The following is a 26560-nucleotide window of genomic DNA, read 5'->3' as shown; positions in this document are numbered from 1 at the left end:
GAGAAGATTTTCAGCTCTGATTCAGAGTCCGAAGGATTTTGCGCTGAGACAAGGCGGCAAACGACGCGATGGAAGGAGCATACATAAGTATGTGACTGACACTCGCGAGAGCAGCCAACGCAGTATGAGCGCAAAAGACACAGGACGAGCACAAAGAATTTGCCTGGCGGCACTAGCGCGGTGGTCCCACCTGACCCCATGCCGAACTCAGAAGTGAAACGCCGTAGCGCCGATGGTAGTGTGGGGTCTCCCCATGTGAGAGTAGGGAACTGCCAGGCATCAAACAAGTGAAGAGCCCATCCTGTCGGATGGGCTTTTTGCGTTTCTGTCGTCCGGCCAGCGTGCCGGCATGTCTCCCCGGTGGCGCTGCGCTTACAGGGGCTACGGATCCTCGGCCACCTGCTGGCCGAGGGGACATCAATGCCGCAAAGTTACCGACGTCAATCGTAGTCTGCTTCAGCCTGCTGCTCATACATCAAATTCAATAACGGATACGGTTGCCCCAGATCGTCCGTTTCAGAGCGCCCTGTCACCCTAAAACCCATCTTCTGATAAAACCCGACCGCTTGTTCATTCTGCTCATTTACATTGGTCGTCAGCTTCGGCGTTAACGACAGCGCATGCTCAATCAGCAACTTCCCCACGCCACAGCCGCGGACATCCGGATCGACGAACAGCGCATCCATATGATCTCCGGTCAGCAGCATAAAGGCGATCGGCTGGTCTTCCGTATTAACCGCCACCCACAGCGGAGCCTCCGGTAAAAATGCGCGTACCATCTCCTCCAGCTCCTTTCGATACGCTTTTGTCAGAAAATCATGCGTGGCGTCGACCGACCGACACCAGATCGCAGTCAGTTTATCCCCTTCATCAGGCCGGGAACGGCGGATGTTAATAACCATACTTTCTCCTTTTCTACATTCTTATATTCTAACTCAACAAGCGCCGTGAAATTTTCTCACCGTGAACATGCAGACTCGACATTCACCCGATTCCTGGTTATCTTCAGCTATCTGGATGTCTAAACGTTTATACGTATGCTATGAGGTAATACAGTTATGCCAATTCGGGTGCAGGACGAGCTGCCAGCCGTCAATTTCTTGCGCAATGAAAACGTCTTCGTAATGACGACAACACGTGCAACGACTCAGGAAATCCGCCCCCTGAAGGTGTTAATCCTCAACCTGATGCCGAAGAAAATCGAGACGGAAAATCAGTTCCTGCGTCTGCTATCAAACTCTCCGCTGCAGGTGGATATCCAGTTATTACGTATCGATGCGCGCGAGTCGCGTAATACCCCTGCGGAGCATCTGAATAACTTTTACTGTAATTTCGATGAGATCTGCGATCAGAACTTTGACGGCCTGATTGTTACCGGCGCTCCTTTAGGCCTGGTTGAGTTTAACGATGTTGCTTACTGGCCGCAGATCAAACAGGTACTGGAGTGGGCCAAGGATCACGTCACTTCGACGCTGTTCGTCTGTTGGGCGGTTCAGGCCGCGCTGAACATTCTGTACGGCATTCCCAAGCAGACCCGCGCCGAAAAGATTTCCGGCGTCTATGAACACCATATTCTTCATCCGCACGCCTTACTGACCCGCGGTTTCGACGACTCTTTCCTGGCCCCGCACTCACGCTATGCTGATTTTCCGGCCGGACTTATTCGCGACTATACCGATCTTGAGATCCTCGCGGAGACGGAAGAGGGCGATGCGTATTTGTTCGCCAGTAAAGATAAGCGCATCGCCTTTGTCACCGGCCACCCGGAGTACGATGCCAATACCCTGGCAAGTGAATATTTCCGCGATGTGGAAGCCGGTTTGAACCCTGAGATACCTCATAACTATTTCCCACAAAACGACCCGCAGAACAAACCGCGCGCCACCTGGCGCAGCCACGGCAATCTGCTGTTCGCTAACTGGCTTAACTATTACGTCTACCAGATTACGCCATACGATCTGCGTCATATGAATCCGACGCTGGAATAATACTCTATGTGAGACGATCCTAAAGCGTTTCAGCATTTTGCCTCTGGCACCTTCGGGTGCCTTTTTTATTTCCGAAATTCACTTCATACACGATGATAACTTTAATTTCATTGTTATCAATGTGTTAATGATAATTTAAAATTAAAATGGAAATTGTTTTTGATTTTGGAAATTAATTGAGTAGTCTTAATTGTGCTGAGCGAAAACTGCACAACGATCTTTCGCTCGCTTCCAGCGGATCAACCAAGAGGAGCAGCACAATGACGCAGCAGGCGACAATCACCGATGAACTGGCCTTTAGTCAGCCCTATGGCGAGCAGGAGAAGCAGATCTTAACGCCTGAGGCGGTAGAATTTCTGACGGAACTGGTGAGCCGCTTTACGCCGGCGCGCAATAAGCTGCTGGCCGCGCGTTTGCAGCAACAGCAGGCTATTGACGACGGGCAGCTTCCGGATTTTATTTCGGAAACTGCTTCCATTAGAAATGGCGACTGGACTATTCGCGGTATCCCGGCTGATTTGCAGGATCGCCGCGTGGAAATCACCGGCCCCGTCGAGCGCAAGATGGTCATTAACGCGCTGAATGCCAACGTCAAAGTCTTTATGGCGGACTTTGAGGATTCGCTGGCGCCTGACTGGCGCAAAGTCATTGATGGTCAAATCAACCTGCGCGATGCCGTGAACGGAACCATCAGCTACACCAACGAGGCCGGCAAAATCTATCAGTTGCAGCCCAATCCCGCTGTGCTGGTATGCCGTGTGCGCGGCCTGCACCTGCCGGAAAAGCATGTGACCTGGCGTAATGAGGCCATCCCCGGCAGCCTGTTCGATTTTGCGCTCTATTTCTTTCATAACTACCAGGCGCTGCTGGCGAAAGGAAGTGGTCCCTACTTCTATCTGCCAAAAACACAGGCCTGGCAGGAGGCGGCATGGTGGAACGATGTCTTCAGTTTTACGGAAGATCGCTTTGACCTGCCGCGGGGCACCATCAAGGCCACGCTGCTGATTGAGACGCTGCCAGCGGTGTTCCAGATGGATGAGATCCTGCATGCGCTGCGCGACCATATTGTTGGCCTGAACTGCGGCCGCTGGGATTACATCTTCAGCTATATCAAGACGCTGAAAAACCATCCGGATCGCGTACTGCCGGACCGGCAGGTGGTGACGATGGATAAACCCTTCCTCAGCGCCTACTCACGCTTGTTGATTAAGACCTGCCACAAACGCGGCGCGTTTGCGATGGGCGGTATGGCGGCGTTTATCCCGAGCAAAGATACCGAACGTAACCGCCAGGTGCTGAGTAAAGTCACCGCCGATAAAGAGCTGGAGGCCAACAACGGTCACGATGGGACCTGGATCGCCCACCCGGGCCTGGCGGATACCGCCATGGCGGTGTTTGACCGCGTGCTGGGCGATAAGCCGAATCAGCTCTCGGTCACCCGGAGCGAGGATGCGCCAATTACCGCTGAACAACTGCTGGCTCCCTGCGAGGGCGAACGCACGGAAGCCGGAATGCGCGCCAACATTCGCGTGGCGGTGCAGTACATCGAAGCGTGGATCTCCGGCAACGGCTGCGTACCGATTTATGGCCTGATGGAAGACGCCGCAACGGCCGAGATCTCGCGCACCTCTATCTGGCAGTGGATCCATCATCAGAAAACCCTGAACGACGGCACCCCGGTCACTAAGGCGCTGTTTCGCCAGTGGCTGGCGGAAGAGCTGATGGTGATTCAGGAGGAGCTGGGAGAGCACCGCTTCAGCCACGGCCGCTTTGACGATGCGGCGCGACTGATGGAGCAGATCACCACCTCCGACGAGCTAATTGATTTTCTGACATTGCCGGGCTACCGCCTGCTGGCCTAATCGCCAGATGGTGTGGTTCGCCATTTAGTCCTTCACCTATGAGCCTGGGGAGCCAGGAAATTATATGGAGCATCTGCACATGAAAACCCGTACCCAACAAATCGAAGAATTAAACAAAGAATGGACGAACCCGCGCTGGGAAGGCATTACCCGTCCCTACAGCGCGGAAGAGGTGGTGAAGTTACGCGGCTCGGTGAATCCGGAATGCACGCTGGCGCAGCTTGGCGCGGCGAAACTGTGGCGTCTGCTGCACGGGGAGGCGAAAAAAGGGTACGTCAACAGTCTCGGCGCGCTGACCGGCGGCCAGGCCTTGCAGCAGGCGAAGGCGGGTATCGAAGCCATTTATCTCTCCGGCTGGCAGGTGGCGGCGGATGCTAACCTAGCGTCCAGCATGTATCCGGATCAATCGCTGTATCCGGCCAACTCGGTACCGGCGGTGGTGGATCGGATCAACAACACCTTCCGCCGCGCCGATCAGATCCAGTGGTCAGCGGGAATTGAACCGAACGATCCGCGCTTTATCGACTACTTCCTGCCGATCGTGGCGGATGCGGAGGCCGGTTTTGGCGGCGTCCTGAACGCCTTTGAGCTGATGAAATCGATGATTGAAGCCGGTGCAGCGGCTGTTCACTTCGAAGATCAGCTGGCATCGGTGAAGAAGTGCGGCCATATGGGCGGTAAAGTGCTGGTTCCGACTCAGGAGGCGATTCAGAAGCTGGTGGCGGCGCGTCTGGCGGCCGACGTGATGGGGGTCCCGACGCTGGTCATCGCCCGCACCGATGCCGACGCCGCGGATTTAATTACCTCAGACTGCGATCCGTACGATCGTGAGTTTATTACCGGGGATCGCACCAGCGAAGGGTTCTTCCGCACCCACGCCGGGATCGAGCAGGCGATCAGCCGCGGGCTGGCCTACGCGCCGTATGCGGATCTGGTGTGGTGTGAAACGTCGAAACCGGATCTCGAGCAGGCGCGCCGCTTTGCCGAGGCTATCCATGCGCGTTTCCCGGGCAAACTGCTGGCCTATAACTGCTCGCCGTCGTTTAACTGGAAGAAAAATCTCGATGATAAAACCATCGCCAGCTTCCAGCAGCAGCTGTCGGACATGGGATACAAATACCAGTTTATTACCCTCGCGGGGATCCACAGCATGTGGTTCAACATGTTCGACCTCGCCCATGCCTACGCTCAGGGTGAGGGGATGCGCCACTATGTTGAGAAAGTGCAGCAGCCGGAATTCGCCGCCGGGCCGGAAGGCTACACCTTCGTCTCGCATCAGCAGGAGGTGGGCACCGGCTACTTCGACAAGGTCACCACCATTATCCAGGGTGGCACCTCGTCGGTAACGGCGCTGACCGGCTCGACCGAAGAAGAGCAGTTTTAAGCCATGCCCGGTGGCGCGACGCTGACCGGGCCTGCAAGAGGACGCAGGCCGGATAAGCGAGCGCGCCATCCGGCATGACGTGGCGCCGGATGGGGGAAAGCGATGACGCGTGGTCTTGAATTACTGATTGCCCAAACGATATTGCAGGGATTTGACGCGCAGTATGGGCGTTTTCTTGAAGTCACTTCCGGCGCGCAGCAGCGCTTTGAACAGGCTGACTGGCACGCCGTGCAGCAGGCGATGAAGCAGCGGATCCATCTCTACGATCACCACGTGGGCCTGGTAGTAGAGCAGCTGCGCTGCATCACCGAAGGGAAAAGCACCGACGTCGATTTTCTTCTGCGGGTGAAACAGCAGTACACCCAACTTTTACCGGATTACCCTCGCTTTGAAATTGCTGAGAGCTTTTTCAATTCGGTCTACTGCCGCCTGTTTGACCACCGCTCGCTGACCCCCGAGCGGCTCTTTATTTTCAGCTCGCAGCCCGAGCGACCCTTTCGTACCCTCCCGCGACCGCTGGCGAAAGATTTCTTTCCGGAACGCGGTTGGTCGCACCTGCTGGGTAAAGTACTGTCCGATCTGCCGCTGCGGCTACCGTGGCAAAACAAAGCGCGGGATATCGGCTATATCATTGCCAGTCTGCAGGAGGCGCTGGGGGAGGAACTGCTCGCCACCTGTCATCTGCAGGTCGCCAATGAGCTGTTCTACCGCAATAAAGCCGCCTGGCTGGTGGGCAAACTGGTCATGCCGATGGCGACGCTGCCTTTTTTGCTGCCGATCCACCGCAGCGAAGAGGGTGAGCTGTTTGTTGACACCTGCCTCACAACCCATGCCGAAGCGAGTATCGTTTTTGGCTTCGCGCGTTCCTATTTTATGGTTTATGCGCCGTTGCCCGGCGCCCTGGTGGAATGGCTGCGCGAGATCTTGCCGGGTAAAACGACGGCCGAGCTGTACATGGCGATTGGCTGTCAGAAGCACGCCAAAACCGAAAGCTATCGCGAATATCTACACTACATTACTCGCTGCGATGAGCAGTTTATTGAAGCGCCGGGTATTCGCGGGATGGTGATGCTGGTGTTTACCCTGCCGGGCTTTGACCGGGTGTTTAAGGTGATCAAGGACCGCTTCGCGCCGCAGAAAGAGATGACCGCCGCCCATGTTCGGGCTTGCTATCAGCTGGTAAAGGAGCATGACCGCGTCGGGCGGATGGCGGACACCCAGGAGTTTGAAAATTTCGTGCTGGATAAACGGCAAATCGCGCCGGCGCTGCTGGCGCTGCTGCAGGCGGAAGCGGGGAACAAACTCACCGATCTCGGCGACCGCATCGTCATCAGCCATCTCTATATTGAACGGCGAATGGTGCCGCTCAACCTGTGGCTGGAGCAGGTTAACGGCCAGGCATTGCGTGATGCGGTAGAAGAGTATGGCAATGCTATCCGCCAGCTGGCCGCCGCCAACATCTTTCCCGGCGATATGTTATTTAAAAACTTCGGCGTCACCCGCCATGGCCGGGTGGTGTTCTACGACTATGATGAAATCTGCTATATGACGGAAGTGAATTTTCGCGAGATCCCGCCGCCGCGCTATCCGGAGGATGAGCTGGCCAGCGAGCCGTGGTACAGCGTTTCGCCTGGCGATGTGTTTCCGGAGGAGTTCCGCCACTGGCTGTGCGCCGACCCGCGCATTGGGCCACTGTTTGAAGAGATGCATGCCGACCTGCTGCGCGCCGACTACTGGCGCGCACTGCAGATGCGGATTAAAAACGGCCATGTGGAAGATGTCTACGCCTACCGGCGCAAGCAGCGTTTTAGCGTGCGCTATGGCGCCGACAGTAGGCCGGATAAGGCGTTTACGCCGCCATCCGGCAAGGTGCGCCGATCTGCCTGATGGCGCTACGCTTATCAGGCCTACTTAAAATGCCCCTCTGGGGCATTTTTTTATTTAACCCCGCCATACGCCAGCGTCACTTCCTTCGCCGCCTTGATCACCAGCGCGCCCAGCTCAGTCACCCGATCATCGGTCATACGCGAGATGGGGCCTGAGATGGAGATTGCCGCGAACGGTTCGCGATGTTCATCGTAAATGCAGGCGGCGACGCAGCGCAGGCCGAGCGCGTGCTCCTCATCATCGAAAGAGTAGCCCCGCTTGCGGGTCTGGGCTAAATCTTCCTTCAGATGCAGCGGGGAGACCAGCGTGGCATGCGTATAGGCATGCAGCCCTTTACGGTGCAGCAGACTGGTGACCTGCTCTTCGCTCAATTGCGAGAGAAACGCCTTCCCGGCGCCGGAAGCGTGCATCGGCAGTTTACCGCCGATTGGCGCCGACATCCGCATCAGCTGGGTGCACTGCACCTGATCGATAATGATCGCCTGGTGGTCGCTCTGGTCGAGCACCGCCAGATTCACCGTTTCACCGGAATCTTCCATCAGCTGGCGCAGGATCGGGTGGACAATGGCCAGCAGATTGCGGCTTTGTAGAAAGCTGCTGCCGACCACGAAAGCATGCGCCCCGACGGCCCAGTGACCCAGCTCGCCAACCTGGCGGACGAAGCCCAGCTGTTGCATGGTGGTCAGCAGACGGTGAGTCGTGGAGTTGGGCAGACCCGCCTGCTGCGCCAGTTCGGTCAGCGCGACGCTGCTGTGGGACTCGGCAATCCATTCGAGTAATTTCAGGCCGCGGGTCAGCGACTGAACCTGACCGCCAGCCTGCTGGGCAGTGGCAGCCGCGGGTTTTCTGCCGCGTTTCGCGGGAATGGGGGTAGTGGCCATCGCGAACTCCTTTTTCTGTATCGTGGAAATAATTTTCGTTTTATTTGGCAATAATGCAATCACAACCGGACTCATCGGAGGAGTGAAGCTGAACATGTCTCATATTGCCCGTTGTTGTCTTTTCCGCTCCGGTGGTTTATGCCAGTATGGTTTGTTGGCTATTTGGCCTGAGTCGAGCGTTGTCGGGAGCAAGTGTGAGCAGCAAAGTTGAGCAACTGCATCAGCAGTTAAAAGAACGTATTCTGGTTCTGGATGGGGGCATGGGCACCATGATCCAGGGCTATCGTCTGAGTGAGCAGGACTTTCGCGGTGAGCGCTTTGCTGACTGGCCGTGCGACCTGAAAGGCAACAACGACCTGCTGGTGCTCAGCAAACCCGAAGTGATCCGCGAGATCCACGACGCCTATTTCGAGGCCGGCGCGGATATCGTTGAGACCAACACCTTTAACTCGACGACCATCGCGATGGCGGATTACCAGATGGAATCCCTGTCGGCCGAGATCAACTTTGCCGCGGCGAAGCTGGCCCGCGCCAGCGCCGACGCCTGGACGGCCCGCACGCCGGAAAAACCGCGCTATGTCGCGGGCGTGCTTGGCCCGACCAACCGCACCGCTTCTATTTCGCCTGATGTGAACGATCCGGCGTTCCGTAATATTACCTTTGACCAGCTGGTGGCCGCCTATCGCGAATCCACCCGGGCGCTGGTGGAAGGTGGCGTGGATCTGATCCTGATTGAAACGGTATTTGACACCCTGAACGCTAAAGCGGCTATCTATGCGGTGAAAGAGGAGCTGGAGGCGTTAGGCGTTGACCTGCCGCTGATGATCTCCGGGACCATTACCGATGCCTCTGGCCGCACGCTTTCCGGACAGACCACCGAAGCCTTTTATAACTCGCTGCGTCACGCCGAAGCCTTATCGTTTGGTCTGAACTGCGCCCTCGGGCCGGACGAGCTGCGGCAGTACGTCCAGGAGCTGTCGCGCATTGCCGAATGCTACGTCACCGCGCACCCGAACGCCGGCCTGCCCAACGCCTTCGGCGAATACGATCTGGACGCCGACACCATGGCGACGCAAATTCGCGAATGGGCGGAAGCCGGTTTCCTCAATATCGTTGGCGGCTGCTGCGGTACCACCCCGGAGCATATCGCCGCCATGAGCCGGGCGGTAGCGGGCTTGCCGCCGCGTCAGTTGCCGGAAATTGCGGTGGCCTGCCGCCTCGCCGGCCTGGAGCCGTTGAATATCGGCGACGATAGCCTGTTCGTTAACGTCGGTGAACGAACTAACGTCACCGGCTCGGCGAAATTTAAGCGGCTGATTAAAGAAGAGAAGTACAGCGAAGCGCTGGACGTTGCGCGTCAGCAGGTGGAAAGCGGCGCGCAGATTATCGATATCAACATGGACGAGGGGATGCTCGACGCGGAAGCGGCGATGGTGCGTTTCCTTAACCTGATTGCCGGCGAGCCGGACATTGCCCGCGTGCCGATCATGATCGACTCCTCCAAGTGGGAAGTCATTGAAAAGGGCCTGAAATGTATTCAGGGCAAAGGCATCGTTAACTCGATTTCGATGAAAGAGGGCGTCGAATCCTTTATCCACCATGCGAAACTGGTTCGCCGCTACGGCGCCGCGGTGGTGGTGATGGCTTTCGACGAGATTGGTCAGGCCGACACCCGCGAACGTAAAATTGAGATTTGCCGTCGCGCCTACAAAATCCTCACCGAAGAGGTCGGCTTCCCGCCGGAAGATATTATCTTCGACCCCAATATCTTTGCCGTCGCCACCGGTATCGAAGAGCATAACAACTACGCACAGGACTTTATCGGCGCCTGCGAAGACATCAAACGCGAGCTGCCGCATGCGCTAATCTCCGGCGGGGTCTCCAACGTCTCCTTCTCCTTCCGCGGTAATGACCCGGTACGTGAGGCGATCCACGCCGTATTCCTCTACTACGCGATCCGCAACGGCATGGACATGGGGATCGTCAACGCCGGTCAGCTGGCCATCTATGATGACCTCCCGGGCGAGCTGCGCGACGCGGTCGAAGACGTGATCCTCAACCGCCGCGATGACAGTACCGAACGGTTACTTGAGCTGGCGGAAAAATATCGCGGCAGCAAAGCGGACGACGGCGCGAATGCCCAGCAGGCGGAGTGGCGCACCTGGGAAGTGAAAAAACGCCTCGAATATTCGCTGGTTAAGGGCATTACCGAATTTATCGAACAGGACACCGAAGAAGCGCGTCAGCAGGCCGCCCGCCCGATTGAGGTCATTGAAGGGCCGCTGATGGACGGCATGAACGTGGTCGGCGATCTGTTCGGCGAAGGCAAAATGTTCCTGCCGCAGGTGGTGAAATCCGCCCGTGTAATGAAACAGGCGGTGGCCTACCTTGAGCCGTTTATTGAAGCCAGTAAAGAGCAGGGCTCCAGTAACGGCAAAATGGTGATTGCCACGGTAAAAGGCGACGTTCATGACATTGGCAAAAACATCGTCGGCGTGGTGCTGCAGTGCAATAACTACGAAATCATCGATCTTGGCGTGATGGTCCCGGCGGATAAAATTCTCAAAACGGCCAAAGAGGTAAACGCGGATCTAATTGGTCTTTCCGGGCTGATTACCCCATCGCTGGACGAGATGGTTAACGTGGCGAAAGAGATGGAGCGCCAGGGCTTTACCATCCCGCTGCTGATAGGCGGCGCGACCACCTCGAAAGCGCATACGGCGGTGAAAATCGAGCAGAACTACAGCGGCCCGACCGTTTACGTACAGAACGCCTCGCGCACCGTCGGCGTGGTGTCTGCGCTGCTCTCGGACACGCAGCGCGACGAGTTTGTCGCCCGCACGCGCAAAGAGTATGAAACGGTGCGTATCCAGCATGGGCGTAAAAAACCGCGTACGCCGCCGGTGACCCTTGCCGCCGCGCGGGAAAACGATCTGGCCTTTGACTGGGAGAGCTACACGCCGCCGGTGGCTCATCGTCTGGGAGTACAGACGGTGGAAGCCAGTATCGAGACTCTGCGCAACTACATCGACTGGACGCCGTTCTTCATGACCTGGTCGCTGGCGGGTAAATATCCGCGCATTCTGGAAGATGAAGTGGTAGGGGAAGAGGCGCAGCGCCTGTTCAAAGATGCTAACGAGCTGCTGGATAAGCTGAGCGCAGAGAAAACCCTGAACCCGCGCGGCGTGGTGGGTCTGTTCCCGGCCAACCGCGTGGGCGACGATATTGAAATCTATCGCGATGAAACCCGCACCCACGTGCTGACGGTGAGCCATCATCTGCGCCAGCAGACGGAGAAGGTTGGCTTCGCCAACTACTGCCTCGCCGATTTTGTCGCGCCGAAGCTGAGCGGCAAGGCGGACTACATCGGCGCCTTCGCCGTGACCGGCGGCCTGGAAGAGGACGCGCTGGCGGATGCCTATGAAGCGCAGCATGATGACTATAACAAGATCATGATCAAGGCCATCGCCGATCGCCTGGCGGAGGCCTTTGCCGAGTATCTGCATGAGAAAGTGCGCAAGGTTTACTGGGGATATGCGGCCAATGAGAACCTCAGCAATGAGGAGCTTATTCGCGAGAACTACCAGGGGATCCGACCGGCGCCGGGATATCCGGCCTGTCCGGAGCACACCGAAAAGGGGACCATCTGGCAGCTACTGGACGTCGAAGCCCATACCGGCATGAAGCTCACCGAATCGTTCGCCATGTGGCCGGGCGCATCGGTTTCCGGCTGGTACTTCAGCCATCCGGACAGCAAGTACTTCGCCGTGGCGCAGATCCAGCGCGATCAGGTCGAAGATTACGCGCTGCGTAAAGGAATGACGCCGGCGGAGGTCGAGCGCTGGTTAGCGCCTAATCTGGGCTATGATGCGGACTAGTCGTCATCTTTCCTTACAACAAACAAGGCGCTCTGTGAGCGCCTTGTCTCTTTATTGAGGTTAACCCCTTATACTGAGATAGGTTCCTGAACTTCGGAAAACCTATAACGATAAGGAGAAGCTGATTCCGTGTTAACTCTGCTACACCTGTTGTCCGCGGTTGCTCTGCTGGTGTGGGGCACGCATATCGTGCGTACCGGGGTGATGCGCGTCTATGGCGCTCGCCTGCGTACCGTTCTCAGTAGCAGCGTAGAGAAAAAGCCGCTCGCCTTCTGCGCGGGTCTTGGCGTGACTGCGCTGGTGCAAAGCAGTAACGCCACCACCATGCTGGTGACCTCATTTGTCGCCCAGGATTTAGTGGGTCTGATGCCAGCGCTGGTGATGGTGCTGGGGGCCGACGTCGGGACGGCGCTGATGGCGAGGGTGTTGACCTTCGACCTGTCGTGGCTGTCGCCGTTGTTGATATTTATCGGGGTGATTTTCTTCCTCGGCCGCAAGCAGACCCGCGCCGGGCAGCTTGGACGGGTGGGGATTGGTCTGGGGCTGATCCTGTTGGCCCTCGAGCTGATTGTCCAGGCCGTACACCCCATAACCCAGGCGAACGGCGTGCAGGTGATTTTCGCCTCGCTGACCGGCGATATCATGCTGGATGCTTTGATTGGCGCCGTATTTGCAATCATTAGCTACTCCAGCCTGGCGGCGGTGCTGTTAACGGCGACGCTGACCGCGGCGGGAGCGATCTCTTTCCCGGTGGCGCTGTGTCTGGTGATTGGCGCCAACCTGGGATCGGGGCTGCTGGCGATGCTTAACAACAGCGCGGCGAACGCGGCGGCGCGCCGGGTGGCGCTGGGCAGCCTGCTGTTTAAGCTGGTGGGGAGCCTGATTATTCTGCCGTTCGTCCATCCGCTGGCCGCGGCGATGCACAAGCTGCCGTTGGCCGAGTCCGAGCTGGTTATCTACTTCCACGTCTTTTACAACCTGCTGCGCTGCATCGCGATGGTGCCCTTTGCCGGACCGATGGCGAAGCTGTGCCAGCGTCTGATCCGCGATGAGCCCGAGCTGGATAACCATCTAAAACCCAAGCATCTCGACCCGTCGGCGCTGGACACCCCGGCGCTGGCGCTGGCCAATGCCGCGCGTGAGACGCTGCGCATTGGTGACGCGATGGAGCAGATGCTGGAGAGCCTACACAAGGTGATGCATGGCGAACCGCGTCAGGAGAAAGAGCTGCGCCGTATGGCGGATGATATCAACGTACTTTACACCGCTATTAAGCTCTATCTGGCGCGAATGCCAAAGGATGAGCTGGCGGAAGAGGAATCCCGGCGCTGGGCGGAAATTATTGAGATGTCGTTAAACCTCGAACAGGCGTCCGATATCGTCGAGCGAATGGGCAGCGAGATCGCCGATAAATCGCTGGCGGCGCGGCGCGCCTTCTCGGTAGAAGGGTTAAAGGAGCTGGACGCCCTGTACGATCTGCTGCTCAGCAACCTGCAGCTGGCGATGTCGGTCTTCTTCTCCAGCGATGTGCCCAGCGCCCGCCGCCTGCGGCGCAGCAAACACCGGTTCCGCATTCTTAACCGCCGCTACTCGCATGCGCACGTTGACCGTCTGCATCAGCAGAACGTGCAGAGCATCGAAACCAGTACGTTGCACCTGGCGCTGCTGGGGGATATGAAGCGTCTGAACAGCCTGTTCTGCTCGGTGGCCTACAGCGTGATGGAGCAGCCGGATGAAGACGACGAACGGGATGACTACTGAGCCATTCCCCGGCGGCGCTGTGCTAACCGGGATTTTGCGTTTGGACGTTCCATTGAGGCAGCCCGGATAAGGCGCAATGCGCCGCTATCCGGGAAACGTTAGCCACCCAGGCTCAGAAGCGGTGGCCCGCAGGCAGGGTTATCGCTTCTTCCCCCGCTTTGAACAACAGCGTCGGGTTCGGGCCACCGAGCGTCGCGTGACCATCGGTGACCTGGATCCAGTTTCCTTCCGGCAAACCAATCACCGTTAATTCCGGCGCCACGACCAGTAGTTCGCGGATACGCTGTTCGCGGGTTTCGCCCTGATGCCCGGTCGGCAACGCGTTGGTGAAGTGCGGGTTAATCTGTAGCGGGAACAGCCCCAGCGCATCAAATCCCTGCGGATCGACAATCGGCATATCGTTGGTGGTGCGAATGGTCGGGCAGGCAAGGTTTGAACCTGCACTCCAGCCGATATACAGCGCCCCGCGTTTGACGACATCGACAATCGGCGCCAACAAACCGCGACTGCGGCACTCTTTCAACAGCTGGAAGGTGTTCCCGCCGCCGACGATCACCATCTCGGTGCTTTCAATGGCGGCGATAGGGTCGTCGACGCTGTGGATACCGGTTACGCTGACCGCCATGGGCGCCATAACCGCAGCCACTTTGGCCGTATAATCATCCCAGGATTGCGTCACGCCAGCGAAGGGGATGAATACCGCCTTACGGCGGCCTTTGACCTGACCGGCAATCAGCGGCAGGGCGTGTTCCAGCCAGGCTTTCCCCGGCAGCGTGGAGTTACTGAGTAACAGCAGTTCCATCTTTTCTTCCTGTTTTAAAAATATTATTGAAGCAGAAATTCTAGCATCGCCCCCATACCGACGCGCTGATATGGCGCATGATGTGGGTAAGCGGAATGCTGTTCACAAGCCCGACGAAGCTTCTGGAGAATGAATCACACAATCCAGGTTTTTTCTCGCCCACAAGGTAGGGTATATTTCGCTTTTACAGGAGAATCTATGCTGCCCGACTCATCAACCCGATTAAATAAATACATCAGTGAAAGCGGCATCTGCTCGCGTCGCGAAGCGGACCGCTTTATTGAACAAGGCAACGTCTTTATCAATGGCAAGCGCGCCACCATTGGCGATCAGGTGAAGCCTGGCGATTTAGTCAAAGTTAACGGACGGTTGATTGAGCCGCGTGAAGCGGATGATCTGGTGCTGATTGCGCTGAATAAGCCGGTCGGCATTGTGAGCACCACGGAAGACGGCGAGCGCGACAACATTGTCGATTTCGTCAACCACAGCAAGCGTATCTTCCCTATTGGCCGTCTGGATAAAGATTCTCAGGGGCTGATCTTCCTCACCAACCACGGCGATCTGGTGAACAAGATCCTGCGCGCCGGCAACGACCATGAAAAAGAGTATCTGGTGACGGTCGATAAGCCGGTGACCGATGAGTTCATTCGCGGCATGGGCGCGGGGGTACCGATTCTCGGAACCGTGACCAAAAAATGTAAGGTAAAGAAAGAAGCGCCGTTCGTTTTCCGCATCACCCTTGTGCAGGGGTTAAACCGCCAGATCCGTCGTATGTGCGAGCACTTTGGCTATGAAGTGACGAAGCTTGAGCGTACGCGGATTATGAACGTCAGCCTGACGGGGATCCCGCTGGGAGAGTGGCGCGATCTGACCGATGACGAGCTGATCGACCTGTTCAAGCTGATTGAAAACTCCTCTTCCGAAGCGAAGCCGAAAGCCAAGCCGAAGCCTAAAGCGGCGACCCCCGGGATCAAGCGCCCGGTGGTGAAGATGGAAAATAGCAACGATAAGGGCCGCCCGGCTGGTAACGGGAAACGTTTCACCCAGCCGGGACGTAAAAAGAAAGGGCGTTAACGCCTGCCGCGGGTCGGCGTATTCGCCGACCAGGAAAAGGTCGCTTCCTTATCCGTTTTATAAGCCTGCTGTTTTCTCACCTGGCGGGCTTTCTTCGCTTCCGCTTCACGCTGCGCCATCAGCTTATCGATATATTCCTTTTTCACGCTGTTCGTTTCCGCATTGCTCAGCGGGCGGCCATGCGCGATACGCGCGCGGTCCAGCAGCGTTTTCAATTCGCGCTGTTCGCGCTCGGTCATCTCTTTTTGTGTAATACGGGGGAGTGCCATGGTGGTGCCCTCAGTCAGACCAGAGCACCCAGTGTACGGCAATGAATATTTTACTGATAGCCTGTATGGCAACTAAAGCAGGCACACGCCCGGGCCTGCGCCCGGACGTATCACGCTCAGCGCTTGTCGGCTTTTTTGGCGATGGGCTTTCCTGACCAGTACCCGGCCAGCAGCGAACCGGACAGGTTATGCCAGACGGAGAACAGCGCGCCCGGCAGCGCCGCCAGCGGGCCGAAGTAAATTTTACCCAGCGCGGCCGCCAGGCCGGAGTTCTGCATCCCCACCTCGATCGCCAGCGTACGGCAGGTGGATTCATCAAAACCAAACAGACGTCCGCCCCAGTACCCGCCAAGCAGACCAATAGTGTTATGCAGGATCACCGCGATAATCACCACCAGGCCGACGGAGGCGATATGGGCGGCGGAACCCGCCACCACCGCGCTGATGATCGCCAGAATGCACACCATCGAGAAGGCGGGCAGGAACGGCTCTACCGCTTTCACCACCTTCGGCAGCAGATGATGGACAATCAGTCCCAGCGCGATGGGAATGACCACAATCTGCAGAATGCTGAGCAACATGCCCATGACGTCGACCTGAATATGCGCGTCGACGTACAGACGGGTGAGCAGCGGTGTCGCCACGACGCCGACGAGGGTGGAGACCGAGGAGATGGTCACCGACAGCGCCACATCCCCTTTGGCAAGAAAGATCATCACGTTGGAGGCGGTCCCGCTGGCGACGCTGCCGACCAGCACCATCCCGGCGGAAAGCTCCGGCGGCATATGAAACAGCAGCGCCAGCAGCCAGGCGGCGAGCGGCATCACCAGATAGTGCAGAAATATCCCCGCAGCGACCGGCGCCGGACGCGACAGGACGCGTTTGAAATCCTCCAGCTTCAGATGCACGCCCATACCGAACATGATCAGCATCAGCAGGGTGGTGACCCATGGGCCAATTGGGGTGAAGGTAGTGGGAGTGTAATAGGCCAGAACGGAGAGCAGCAGTGCCCATAACGGGAACAGCCGCGTCAGAGTTGCGAGCATGTTGTGTTCCTTGCGATACGCGAACCGGGCCGCGCCATCCCGATGGGCGGCGAGCAGGTCAGCTGGTTGTGTTGATGTTGTTATAAAAAAGCCGGGTTCGAGCCCGGCTATAGGTATTGTTTATCGTGCTAAGGAATTTTATTCAAACAAATTATGATGCAGCTTCTGCACAACCTTCTCCGCATCGTCGCCCGGCACCAGGAAGCACAGGTTGTGGCTGGAGGCGCCATAGCAGATCATGCGGATGTTAAACGGCTCGAGGACGCCAAAGACCTCTTTGCCGACGCCGCAGGCTTTCGACAGCTCATTGCCAATCAGGGCGACCAGCGCCAGATTTTCTTCCACTTCCACGCGGCACAGCGAAGAGAGCTCGGTCAGCAGCGCCTGGGTCAGCAGGGTATCGCCCGCAGAGGTCGAGCCGGTGGTGTCCATGGTCAGGGCCACGCTCACTTCGGAGGTGGTGATCAAATCAACTGAGATGTTATGGCGCGCCAGAATACCGAACACTTCGGCGAGGAAACCGCGGGAGTGCAGCATATTCAGGCTGTGCAGCGTCAGCAGCGTTTGCCGGCGACGCAGCGCCAGCGCGCGGAACAGCGGCGGGTTCTCGGTGGTTTTACACACCAGCGTACCGCCCGCTTTAGGCTCTTTACTGGAGCCGACAAACACCGGGATATCGCTGCGCACGGCAGGCAGCAGGGTCGCCGGATGCAGCACTTTGGCGCCAAAGGTGGCCATTTCCGCTGCCTCTTCAAAGGCGATGACGTCGATGCGTTTCGCCGCCGGCGCGACGCGCGGGTCGGTAGTATAGATCCCCGGGACATCGGTCCAGATATCGACGCGGGTGGCATTCAGCGCTTCGCCGAGCAGAGCGGCGGTATAATCGCTGCCGCCGCGGCCGAGGGTGGTGGTGCGGCCTTTCGCTTCGCTGCCGATAAAGCCCTGGGTCACCACCAGGCCTTCCGCCAGGCGCGGCGCCAGCTGCTGCTGGGTCAGTTCGGCGACGGCGGCGATGTCCGGTTCGGCGCGGCCAAAGCGATCGTTGGTGCGCAGCACTTTACGGGCGTCAAACCACTGCGCCTGAATACCGCGTTCACGCAGAATTTCCACAAACAGCAGGGTGGACATCAGTTCGCCATGGCTGACCAGTTCGTCGGTCAGGGCGGTTGAGGAGGCGAGCGCGGCGGCTTCCGCCAGCGTCGTGATATTTTCCAGCAAGCGCTCAATCTCTTCGCGGATCACGTTGGGATAACGCAAACGCTCCAGAATATTGAACTGGATCTGACGCAGAGCGTCCAGCTGGGAAAAACGTTCGGTGGGTTCCAGCCCTCCCGCTAAGGCCACCAGAATGTTGGTCACGCCGGCAGAGGCGGAGAGCACAACAATACGGGTATTGGCATCGAGCAGCGCCACATCGATGCTGCGGTTCATTGCATCAAAATCAGCAACGCTGGTGCCGCCGAATTTGGCGACGACTAGATCTGTCATAACAACCTCGTGTCAGGGGGCCTGACTTATTAAAACGATTCCTGAGCACCGATCCTGGCAGGGGCTGGACGCCGCCGGATCGCAACAAAATGTCTTAATAAGCCAGGCCAAATTATTCAGCCATGGCACAAGGGAAGAGCGATAAACAGGGTGGCGCAGAGTGATAAACAACTACGATGTCACCCAGAAGTGCTCCACCTTGTAGACCCGACTCACCGCTTTGGGCGCTGAGGTGTTCGGGTATGAAACGCCCGACTGCGAACGTTTCTGGTGACAACCCAGGGGATTCAGCCCCTGTGGCCGGCGAGGAGCGTGACCAGACGCTCTTTCACCTCGGCGTTGCTCCCCCTCACGTATCTTCCCCGGACTGGTTCCTCCAATACGGTTACCTGGGCAACGCACCTCTTCTGGCAATTACTGACGTCTTTCACCTGGCCGGGGGAACAGGGACATTATATCCCCCGCGAATACCCTTTCGCTGTAGCGTGAAATGCGCGAGCAATAGATACCTACCAATACGTAAGCACTGCGGATATATAAAGGCTTAACGCCAGCTATGTCAACGCTGCGGTTATGCGGATTTTTCATGCCTCTGCGGCTAACAGAAAAAAGCCTTATGATAGCTATACTAATGGGGCTTTTTACTCCGTTTTGACCCGATTCCTGACCGGCGTCAGGGTCAAGTCACAAAAATCATCACAATTTTCCGTCACCGGCGCTACAATCGACCGAAGTCACAATCTCAAATCAGAAGAGTATTGCTAATGAAAAACATCAACCCAACGCAGACCTCTGCCTGGCAGGCATTACAGAAACACTTCGACGAAATGAAAGATGTCACTATCAGCGAGCTTTTCGCCAAAGATAGCGACCGTTTTTCTAAATTTTCCGCGACGTTCGACGATCTGATGCTGGTGGACTTCTCCAAAAACCGCATCACTGAAGAGACGCTGGCTAAACTGCAGGATCTGGCGAAAGAGACTGACCTGGCGGGCGCTATCAAGTCGATGTTCTCAGGTGAGAAGATCAACCGCACCGAAGACCGCGCGGTACTGCACGTCGCGCTGCGTAACCGCAGCAATACGCCGATTGTGGTTGATGGCAAAGATGTGATGCCGGAAGTGAACGCTGTGCTGGAGAAGATGAAAACCTTCTCCGAAGCGATTATCTCCGGTAGCTGGAAAGGCTACACCGGCAAACCGATCACCGACGTGGTTAACATCGGCATCGGCGGCTCCGACCTCGGTCCTTTCATGGTGACCGAGGCGCTGCGTCCGTATAAAAACCACCTCAACATGCACTTTGTCTCTAACGTCGATGGCACCCATATCGCCGAAGTGCTGAAGAACGTGAATCCGGAAACGACTCTGTTCCTGGTAGCGTCCAAGACTTTCACTACCCAGGAAACCATGACCAACGCCCACAGCGCGCGCGACTGGTTCCTGGCAACCGCGGGCGACGACAAGCACGTGGCGAAACACTTCGCCGCGCTTTCCACCAACGCGAAAGCGGTTGGCGAGTTCGGCATCGACACCGCCAACATGTTCGAATTCTGGGACTGGGTTGGCGGCCGTTACTCCCTGTGGTCGGCGATTGGTCTGTCCATCATTCTCTCCGTGGGCTTCGACAACTTCGTTGAGCTGCTGTCCGGCGCGCATGCGATGGATAAGCACTTCTCCACCACTCCGGCGGAGAAAAACCTGCCGGTGCTGCTGGCGCTGATCGGCATCTGGTACAACAACTTCTTCGGTGCGGAAACCGAAGCGATTCTGCCGTACGACCAGTACATGCACCGCTTTGCCGCTTACTTCCAGCAGGGCAACATGGAGTCCAACGGTAAGTATGTTGACCGTAACGGCCACGCGGTAGACTACCAGACTGGCCCAATCATCTGGGGTGAGCCGGGCACCAACGGTCAGCACGCGTTCTACCAGCTGATCCACCAGGGCACCAAAATGGTACCGTGCGATTTCATCGCTCCGGCTATCACCCACAACCCGCTGTCTGACCACCATCAGAAACTGCTGTCTAACTTCTTCGCCCAGACCGAGGCCTTGGCCTTTGGTAAATCCCGCGAAGTGGTTGAGCAGGAATATCGCGATCAGGGTAAAGACCCGGCGACCCTGGAGCACGTGGTGCCGTTCAAAGTGTTCGAAGGTAACCGCCCGACTAACTCCATCCTGCTGCGTGAGATCACCCCGTTCAGCCTCGGGGCGCTGATTGCCCTGTACGAGCACAAAATCTTCACCCAGGGCGCGATCCTCAACATCTTCACCTTTGACCAGTGGGGCGTTGAGCTGGGCAAACAGCTGGCTAACCGCATCCTGCCGGAGCTGAAAGACGGCAGCAAAGTTAGCAGCCACGACAGCTCTACTAACGGCCTGATTAACCGTTATAAAGCCTGGCGCGCATAACGCTTGCGCAGCTAAGACGGAATGCCGACCCTTTGGTCGGCATTTTTATTTATAGCCGCCGCAGCAGCCTCGCCGGATTCCCCGCCCACACGCCTTTCTCGGTAATGGACTTCGTTACCACGCTGCCCGCGCCTATCACCACCCCATCGCAGATGCTGACGGCCAGAATCGTGGCGCCGCTGCCGATCGACACGTCATCGCCAATCTCGATCCGCCCCCAGCTGGCGCGGTCGGCGTTTGGTTTACCCTCGCGAAACAGGTCGTTGGCAAACATCACGCCGTGACCGATAAAGCAGCGCTGGCCGATGGTGACGTACTCGCAGATAAAGGTATGGGATTGAATTTTACTGTTCGCGCCGATGCGGGTATTCCCCTGGATCTCAACGAACGGCCCGACGAAGACGTTATCGCCGAGCCGGCAATCATAGAGGTTGGCGGGCTGGTAAATAACGACATTTTCCCCACAAACGACGTTACGTACGCCGGTATCACGAAGCTCAGGCATAGTTCCTCTCAAATCGGTTTGGCCAGAATATGTAAGGTGCTTTGCTGGCTGGCGGAGTGGAAAGTCGTGTCTCTGATGTGCTGCATCCCCTGACGTTCGTAAAAACGGCGCGCGGCGGGATTCGCGGCGAGTACTTCCAGCCACAGCCAGCTTTCACCGGCCGTTTTTGCTCGCGTCTCGACGGCGTGAAAAATATGCTCGCCGTAGCGGTGGCCAGTCTTCCCCGGCATCAGGTAGAGCTTATGCAGCAGCGTACCAATCTTGCCGTCGTCAGCCATTCGCTGCTGATAGCTATATTTAGCGAAACCAACAGGAGAGGGGGCTTCGGCGATGAGCCAGTGTTGGGTCGCATCCGCAAGACTCCGACGTAGCGCATCTTCGGCATATTCTTGCTTAAGAAATAACGCCAGTTCATCGGCATCGCGCCAGAGATGAGCAAAGTGGTGATGATAGCTGGCATAGCCCATCGCGCTAAGCTGGGGCGCGTCCTCGGGACATGCCTGTCGAATAGTTAACATGCTGCGTTCCTCGCGTCGTTCTGCGGCTATATTGCCTGTAAAGTGAACAATGTGGAACGACAAAAATCGGTGGGAGAAGGCTGGAGGCGCTCCCTCCAGCCTGGGGGTTAGCGGGCGAAAGCGATCGCTTCGATTTCGACGCCGGCATCTTTCGGTAACCTTGCTACCTCCACACAGGAGCGCGCCGGAAAGGCCGCCTGGTGTTCGATAAAGAAGGCCTCGTAGGCGGCATTGATGGCGGCAAAATCCGCCAGGTCTTTGACAAACACCGTAGTTTTAACGATCTGCCCGACCGTGAGTCCGGCAGCTTCAACGATGGCTTTCACATTTTCCAGTGATTGCCGCGCCTGTTCGGCAATGTCCTCGGGCATGGTGCCGTCCAGCGGATTAATCGGCAGCTGACCGGAGGTGATGGTCATAGCGCCGAGATTGACGCCCTGCACGTACGGGCCGATAGCAGCAGGCGCGTCAGCGGTGGTAATAATCATACGGTTTATCCTTCAAACGGTTACATAAAATAATTTAACAACACCAGCGAGCCGACGCCGCTCACTACCACCCACACCAGACCTAAACGGAAGCTGGCGAGCGTGCAGATGATGGCGGCGATCACCTTCGGATTTTTTAAGTCGAACTCCATGCTGGAATTCACGCTCAGGATCTGAATGGTGATGATGGCCGGCAGAACGGTGACCGGCACGAAGCGTAGCGTTTTGGTCACCCGCTCGGACATCTGGATCTTGCCGGCCAGGCCGATAAACGAGAAACGGATGAGAAAAGTCACCGCGGCCATGCCCAGCGTCAGGGCGATAAAATAGCTATTACTCATTTTCCATCGCCTCCACTAACGGCATATCGGATTCGGTTTTTGCCATCTGCTTGCGCTCTTCCGCCAGGTCGACGCACAGGCCGGCGAGGACGCCAAGCACTGAGGCGACGACGATACCCAGCGAATAGGGTAGGACCACTAACAGCACGCCGGAAACGGCGGCTACAACCGCGGCGACGGTGCAGGCCTGGCTTTTAATTTGCGGCACCACGATGGCGATAAAGGCGGCGACCATGGCGAAATCGAGACCGTATTTCTCAATGTGGGGAAACGAGGCGCCGACCAGCGCGCCAAGAAAATCAGCCAGCACCCAAATCGCCCAGAAGGTAATCATCGCCGAACCATAAAACAGATATTTTTCCTTTTTATTTCCTTCCATCTCTTTGACGGTGGTGGCATACACCTCGTCGGTGAGCGCATAGGACATAAAGCATTTTTTAAAGAATGAAGCTTCGCGCACGGTTCCGGAAATAGAGGCGCTATACAGCACGTGGCGAAGATTGATAATTAATGTGGTGAAAATAATCACGCCGAGCGTGGCGCCGGTTTTTAACATATTCAGTGCCAGCATTTGCGCCGAGCCGGCAATGACGATCGCCGACCACGCCGTACTCTGCCAGACGCTCATGCCCGCGCTAACGCTTAATGCGCCGACAATAAATGAAAATGGAAAGTCGCCGATGCATAGGGGCATAATAGCGCTGGCGCCGCGGAAGATGACTTTTTTATTCATCTGCTATACCTGCTAATTTATAAATAATAGTGTGGGTAGAGTACGTTAATCGGGGCCTGCTCTTTCAGGCCCGTGAAATGGTATTATTTAGCGACCATAATGCTGATAATTTCTTTATCGGTGAGAGTCATTGGTTTAATCACCAGACGGCACAGGTTATTAATAGTCTGCTCGACATCGGCGCAGACAATACCGTCATTGGCGCCAGCGCAGCTATTTTGCATTGCCATTAGTACCGCCTTAAAGGCGCTGGAGACCACTGACGAGACTTTCATCGCGCAGCTGTTGGAAGCGCCATCACAAATCATGCCGGTAATATCGCTGACCATATTAATAATTGCGGTATTAATGGTGTTGATATCGCGGGTAAACAGCCATGCCATACCGGCGGCGGCGCCCATAGCGGCGGTTGAGGCTGCGCATAGCGCAGATAAGCGCGTATAACGAGAATGAATTGAGATGGCAGTGAGATGAGAGAGAGACAAAGCGCGAGCCAGGGTCTCTTCATCGACGCCGAGATGCTCTGCAACCACCACTACCGGCATGGTTGCTGTAATGCCCTGATTGCCTGAGCCGAAGTTAGACATCGCTACCACCGGCGCGCCGCCCATGCGGGCATCTGAAGCGGCGACGGTGTTGATGATCACCTTGCTTAACAGATCGTTGCTCATCAGGCCGTTTTTCACTGCGTCAGAAAAGGTACCGTTAATGTTCAGGCCATATTTTTTTGTTTTGCCTTCTGCCGCCAGCGCGGAGTTTAAGCGCGCGGCGTCGAGAATAAAGCGAATATCATTAAAGTCGACGCTATTAATAAATTCGTAAGCCTGTTGTAGCGAGAAAGTGGGCAGCGTTTCGCGCTGGGTGCGCGTATTCTGTTTTTCGCTTAATGGCTGCGGCTGGCCATTAATATAAAGTTCGACCACGTTGGTGTGGGTTCCTTTGACCACGACACGACAGCAATTCTCGCCAGCAGAGAGGGTTAAATCGAGATGGATAAAATCCGGGGTCTCTTCGACGGCAATATCAACGGCGTTATTGGCGATCAGCTTCTGCGCCATTTCAACGTGTCGCGGAGTGATATCTTCCAGCGTTTTTAATCCCTTTTGCGGGTCGCCGCCAAATGCGCCAATTGCGGCTGCCAGCGGTACACCGCAAACGGTGGTGCCGGGTATGGTGACGCCCATCGCGTTTTTATAAAGATTGGCGGAAATAAAACCGCTAATTTTTGTGCAAGGCTGATCCAGATATTGTGCGGCGTAGGCGGCCGCGAAGGAAATAGCGACGGGTTCAGTACAACCTAAAGCCGGGGCGACCTCTTGTTTGAGCCATTTTACGTACAGGGAAGCGTTATCGGTGTTCATAATGATTTAATGTCCAAAATTAAATTTTATTCAGCTGCGATAATGCTAAGACAAAAGATAAGAAAAAACTTACCCTAATAACCATAAAAAGACTGTGGTTTGGAGAAAAATATTATCTTACGGGAGGTTTTAAGATACACCTGTTTCAAAAAGTAAACTTTTTATATTTCAGTTAGTTGGGTTGATTCGTTCTAAGCGTAACGGATGATTTTGTTAATCTGCTCACAGCGTTGCTGGAAGGACAATTTTCTCTTGTTCGTACTTTTCGAATCAATAGCCCGGAGATAGCGTAAGACGAAGGAATCATAGGTAGATCTGGATCACACTTTTGCGCTATACAGATCGACAACGTTCATGCATTTGAGGTGTCACTATGCCGTCGGTATATCGTCCGCTGGTTAATTTCGTTGCGAAGGCCATGCAGGCCGTGCTGAATCTGGCACTGCTGTGCCTGGGAATTATTCTGGTGGTGTTCCTGGGAAAGGAGACCCTGCATCTGGCGCACGTACTGTTTACGCCGGAGCCGGTGAGTAAGTACAAGCTGGTCGAAGGGCTGGTGGTCTATTTTCTCTACTTTGAGTTTATCGCGCTGATTGTTAAATATTTTGAATCCGGTTTTCACTTTCCACTGCGCTATTTCGTCTATATCGGTATTACCGCAATTGTGCGGCTTATTATCGTCGATCATGAGTCGCCGCTGGCGGTGCTCATTTACTCCGCGGCGATCCTGATCCTGGTGATTACGCTCTGGCTGTGTAACTCCAATCGCCTGAAACGCGAATAAAAAAAAGCGGCCTCCAGGGCCGCTGACCAACAGTCACAAATAGAATTTATGTAGGGTCCAGTTGAGGATAGCAGTGGCATTGACCTTACTTTTTCAGCTGAGGGCGACGGCGACAATACCCGGTTGGGGTCGTGTATTGCGGCTAGACCGTCGGCCCTCCTCTGAAATTTGGGGCCGGTGTTACAAAAAAATTAACCTTTCACTCCACCCGCCGTCAGGCCATTAACCAGCCAGCGCTGCGCCAGCAGGAAGACAACCGTGATCGGAATGGCGGAGAGCACCGCCGCGGCGGCAAAGTCGCCCCACAGATAGTTCTGCGGGTTGAGATACTGTTGCATACCTACCGCCAGGGTATAGCTGTTCACATCGCGCAGCAGCAGCGAGGCGACCGGCACTTCGGTGATGGCCGCGATGAACGACAGAATAAACACGACTGCCAGAATCGGCACCGACAGCGGCAGCAGCACCAGACGGAAAGCCTGCCATGGGGTCGCGCCATCCAGCGCCGCCGCTTCTTCCAGCGAGCCATCGATGGTTTCGAAGTAGCCTTTAATCGTCCAGACGTGCAGCGCGATACCGCCCATGTAGGCAAAGATGACGCCGCCGTGGGTGTTGAGGCCGACGAACGGGATGTACTGGCCCAGGCGGTCAAACAACGCGTACAGGGCAACCAGCGACAGCACCGCCGGGAACATCTGGAAAATCAGCATCCCTTTCAGCAGGGTCGCTTTCCCCGGGAAGCGCATACGGGCGAAAGCGTAAGCGCAGGTGGTGGAGAGAGCGACGATACCGATCGCGGTGATCCCGGCGACCTTAATCGAGTTCCACAGCCACAGCAGGACCGGGAACGGCGGCGGCGTGACGCGGCCATCGGCGTGTTCGACGCTGAAGCCTAACGCCAGACGCCAGTGCTCCCAGGAGATGGTATCCGGGATCAGGCTGCCGGTGGCGAAGTTACCCTCGCGCAGCGAGATGGCGATAACCATCAGCAGCGGAAACATAATCGCGGCGATAAAAATCAGTAGCAGGAGATGCGTGGTAAATAAACGTAGCTTCTGCGATTTGGGTTGGACCATAGCCATTATCGTTATCTCCC

22 protein-coding genes, 1 rRNA gene and 1 riboswitch are annotated in these 26560 nt (G+C 56.5%); of the genes, 10 read left to right on the top strand and 13 right to left on the bottom strand.

Going from position 1 to position 26560, the window contains the following annotated elements; all coding sequences use genetic code 11:
• The first annotated feature begins 162 nt into the window (after positions 1-162).
• Positions 163-278, top strand: a 5S ribosomal RNA gene (gene rrf / locus IB144_RS24735).
• Between the two features lie 162 nt (positions 279-440).
• Here rrf and IB144_RS24730 read toward each other — a convergent pair.
• The gene (locus tag IB144_RS24730) at positions 441-902 is read right to left on the bottom strand and encodes an acetyltransferase (RefSeq protein ID WP_004178258.1); all 462 of its coding nucleotides are present in this window, start codon (positions 900-902) and stop codon (positions 441-443) included.
• Positions 903-1058: 156 nt separating this feature from the next.
• Here IB144_RS24730 and metA point away from each other — a divergent pair, with 156 nt between their 5' ends.
• From metA to aceK, 4 genes are all read left to right on the top strand, one after another.
• Positions 1059-1988 carry a homoserine O-succinyltransferase gene (gene metA / locus IB144_RS24725; protein WP_004146576.1) on the top strand — a complete coding sequence of 310 codons (930 nt, stop codon included), beginning with the start codon at positions 1059-1061 and terminating at the stop codon, positions 1986-1988.
• A gap of 260 nt (positions 1989-2248) precedes the next feature.
• Complete coding sequence (gene aceB, locus IB144_RS24720) at positions 2249-3850, top strand: malate synthase A (protein WP_002884559.1); 1602 nt, start codon at positions 2249-2251, stop codon at positions 3848-3850.
• 79 nt (positions 3851-3929) lie between these two features.
• Entirely contained in the window at positions 3930-5234 is a 1305-nt protein-coding gene (gene aceA, locus IB144_RS24715) for an isocitrate lyase (RefSeq protein WP_002884570.1), read from the top strand.
• Positions 5235-5336: 102 nt separating this feature from the next.
• Positions 5337-7121, top strand: a complete 1785-nt coding sequence (aceK, locus tag IB144_RS24710) for a bifunctional isocitrate dehydrogenase kinase/phosphatase (RefSeq protein WP_002884575.1) — start codon at positions 5337-5339, stop codon at positions 7119-7121.
• A gap of 50 nt (positions 7122-7171) precedes the next feature.
• Here aceK and iclR read toward each other — a convergent pair whose 3' ends face one another.
• Complete coding sequence (gene iclR, locus IB144_RS24705; RefSeq protein ID WP_016946580.1) at positions 7172-8002, bottom strand: glyoxylate bypass operon transcriptional repressor IclR; 831 nt, start codon at positions 8000-8002, stop codon at positions 7172-7174.
• Positions 8003-8196: 194 nt separating this feature from the next.
• Here iclR and metH point away from each other — a divergent pair, with 194 nt between their 5' ends.
• Together metH and IB144_RS24695 are read left to right on the top strand one after the other, a co-directional pair.
• Positions 8197-11880 (top strand): methionine synthase, encoded by a 3684-nt coding sequence (metH, locus tag IB144_RS24700; RefSeq protein ID WP_023342412.1) that lies wholly within the window; start codon positions 8197-8199, stop codon positions 11878-11880.
• 129 nt (positions 11881-12009) lie between these two features.
• Positions 12010-13641 carry a Na/Pi cotransporter family protein gene (locus tag IB144_RS24695; RefSeq protein ID WP_004177864.1) on the top strand — a complete coding sequence of 544 codons (1632 nt, stop codon included), beginning with the start codon at positions 12010-12012 and terminating at the stop codon, positions 13639-13641.
• A gap of 112 nt (positions 13642-13753) precedes the next feature.
• On the opposite strand, the gene pepE is transcribed toward IB144_RS24695, so the two are convergent.
• On the bottom strand, positions 13754-14443 hold the full coding sequence (gene pepE, locus IB144_RS24690) for a dipeptidase PepE (protein ID WP_004895000.1): 690 nt from the start codon (positions 14441-14443) through the stop codon (positions 13754-13756).
• 198 nt (positions 14444-14641) lie between these two features.
• Here pepE and rluF point away from each other — a divergent pair, with 198 nt between their 5' ends.
• The gene (gene rluF, locus IB144_RS24685; protein ID WP_023342414.1) at positions 14642-15517 is read left to right on the top strand and encodes a 23S rRNA pseudouridine(2604) synthase RluF; all 876 of its coding nucleotides are present in this window, start codon (positions 14642-14644) and stop codon (positions 15515-15517) included.
• Here rluF and IB144_RS24680 read toward each other — a convergent pair.
• The 3 genes from IB144_RS24680 to lysC form a co-directional block, all read right to left on the bottom strand.
• The gene (locus IB144_RS24680; protein ID WP_002884625.1) at positions 15514-15786 is read right to left on the bottom strand and encodes a DUF3811 domain-containing protein; all 273 of its coding nucleotides are present in this window, start codon (positions 15784-15786) and stop codon (positions 15514-15516) included. The two genes, rluF and IB144_RS24680, sit on opposite strands and share 4 nt — an antisense overlap.
• 116 nt (positions 15787-15902) lie before the next feature.
• The gene (gene panS / locus IB144_RS24675) at positions 15903-16832 is read right to left on the bottom strand and encodes a ketopantoate/pantoate/pantothenate transporter PanS (protein WP_002884627.1); all 930 of its coding nucleotides are present in this window, start codon (positions 16830-16832) and stop codon (positions 15903-15905) included.
• Positions 16833-16970: 138 nt separating this feature from the next.
• A complete protein-coding gene (gene lysC / locus IB144_RS24670; protein WP_004146591.1) occupies positions 16971-18320 on the bottom strand; it encodes a lysine-sensitive aspartokinase 3 in 1350 nt (449 codons plus the stop codon).
• Positions 18321-18499: 179 nt separating this feature from the next.
• Positions 18500-18735, bottom strand: a riboswitch (Lysine riboswitch).
• A gap of 349 nt (positions 18736-19084) precedes the next feature.
• On the opposite strand from lysC, the gene pgi reads away from it, so the two are divergent.
• Positions 19085-20734, top strand: a complete 1650-nt coding sequence (pgi, locus tag IB144_RS24665) for a glucose-6-phosphate isomerase (RefSeq protein ID WP_023159379.1) — start codon at positions 19085-19087, stop codon at positions 20732-20734.
• 49 nt (positions 20735-20783) lie between these two features.
• On the opposite strand, the gene IB144_RS24660 is transcribed toward pgi, so the two are convergent.
• From IB144_RS24660 to IB144_RS24635, 6 genes are all read right to left on the bottom strand, one after another.
• Positions 20784-21239, bottom strand: a complete 456-nt coding sequence (locus IB144_RS24660) for an acyltransferase (protein ID WP_004178265.1) — start codon at positions 21237-21239, stop codon at positions 20784-20786.
• A gap of 8 nt (positions 21240-21247) precedes the next feature.
• Positions 21248-21757, bottom strand: coding sequence for a GNAT family N-acetyltransferase (locus IB144_RS24655; protein WP_004177856.1), 510 nt, complete (start codon positions 21755-21757; stop codon positions 21248-21250).
• Between the two features lie 107 nt (positions 21758-21864).
• Complete coding sequence (locus IB144_RS24650; protein ID WP_004178266.1) at positions 21865-22245, bottom strand: Rid family detoxifying hydrolase; 381 nt, start codon at positions 22243-22245, stop codon at positions 21865-21867.
• Between the two features lie 20 nt (positions 22246-22265).
• Positions 22266-22586, bottom strand: coding sequence for an AzlD domain-containing protein (locus IB144_RS24645; RefSeq protein ID WP_004177855.1), 321 nt, complete (start codon positions 22584-22586; stop codon positions 22266-22268).
• Complete coding sequence (locus tag IB144_RS24640; protein ID WP_004177854.1) at positions 22579-23319, bottom strand: AzlC family ABC transporter permease; 741 nt, start codon at positions 23317-23319, stop codon at positions 22579-22581. Before IB144_RS24640 ends, IB144_RS24645 begins: the two co-directional genes overlap by 8 nt.
• 83 nt (positions 23320-23402) lie before the next feature.
• Positions 23403-24680, bottom strand: a complete 1278-nt coding sequence (locus IB144_RS24635) for an L-serine ammonia-lyase, iron-sulfur-dependent, subunit alpha (RefSeq protein ID WP_032433758.1) — start codon at positions 24678-24680, stop codon at positions 23403-23405.
• A gap of 373 nt (positions 24681-25053) precedes the next feature.
• Here IB144_RS24635 and psiE point away from each other — a divergent pair, with 373 nt between their 5' ends.
• Positions 25054-25464: a phosphate-starvation-inducible protein PsiE gene (gene psiE, locus IB144_RS24630; protein ID WP_002884721.1), complete on the top strand. Its 411-nt coding sequence runs from the start codon at positions 25054-25056 to the stop codon at positions 25462-25464.
• Positions 25465-25655: 191 nt separating this feature from the next.
• Here psiE and malG read toward each other — a convergent pair whose 3' ends face one another.
• Complete coding sequence (malG, locus tag IB144_RS24625; RefSeq protein WP_002884725.1) at positions 25656-26546, bottom strand: maltose ABC transporter permease MalG; 891 nt, start codon at positions 26544-26546, stop codon at positions 25656-25658.
• Positions 26547-26560 lie beyond the last annotated feature (14 nt).

The organism is Klebsiella sp. K4 (assembly GCF_014596785.2).
In the GTDB taxonomy this organism is placed as follows: Bacteria; Pseudomonadota; Gammaproteobacteria; order Enterobacterales; family Enterobacteriaceae; genus Klebsiella; species Klebsiella pneumoniae.
This window is presented reverse-complemented; position numbering and strand designations above follow the sequence as displayed.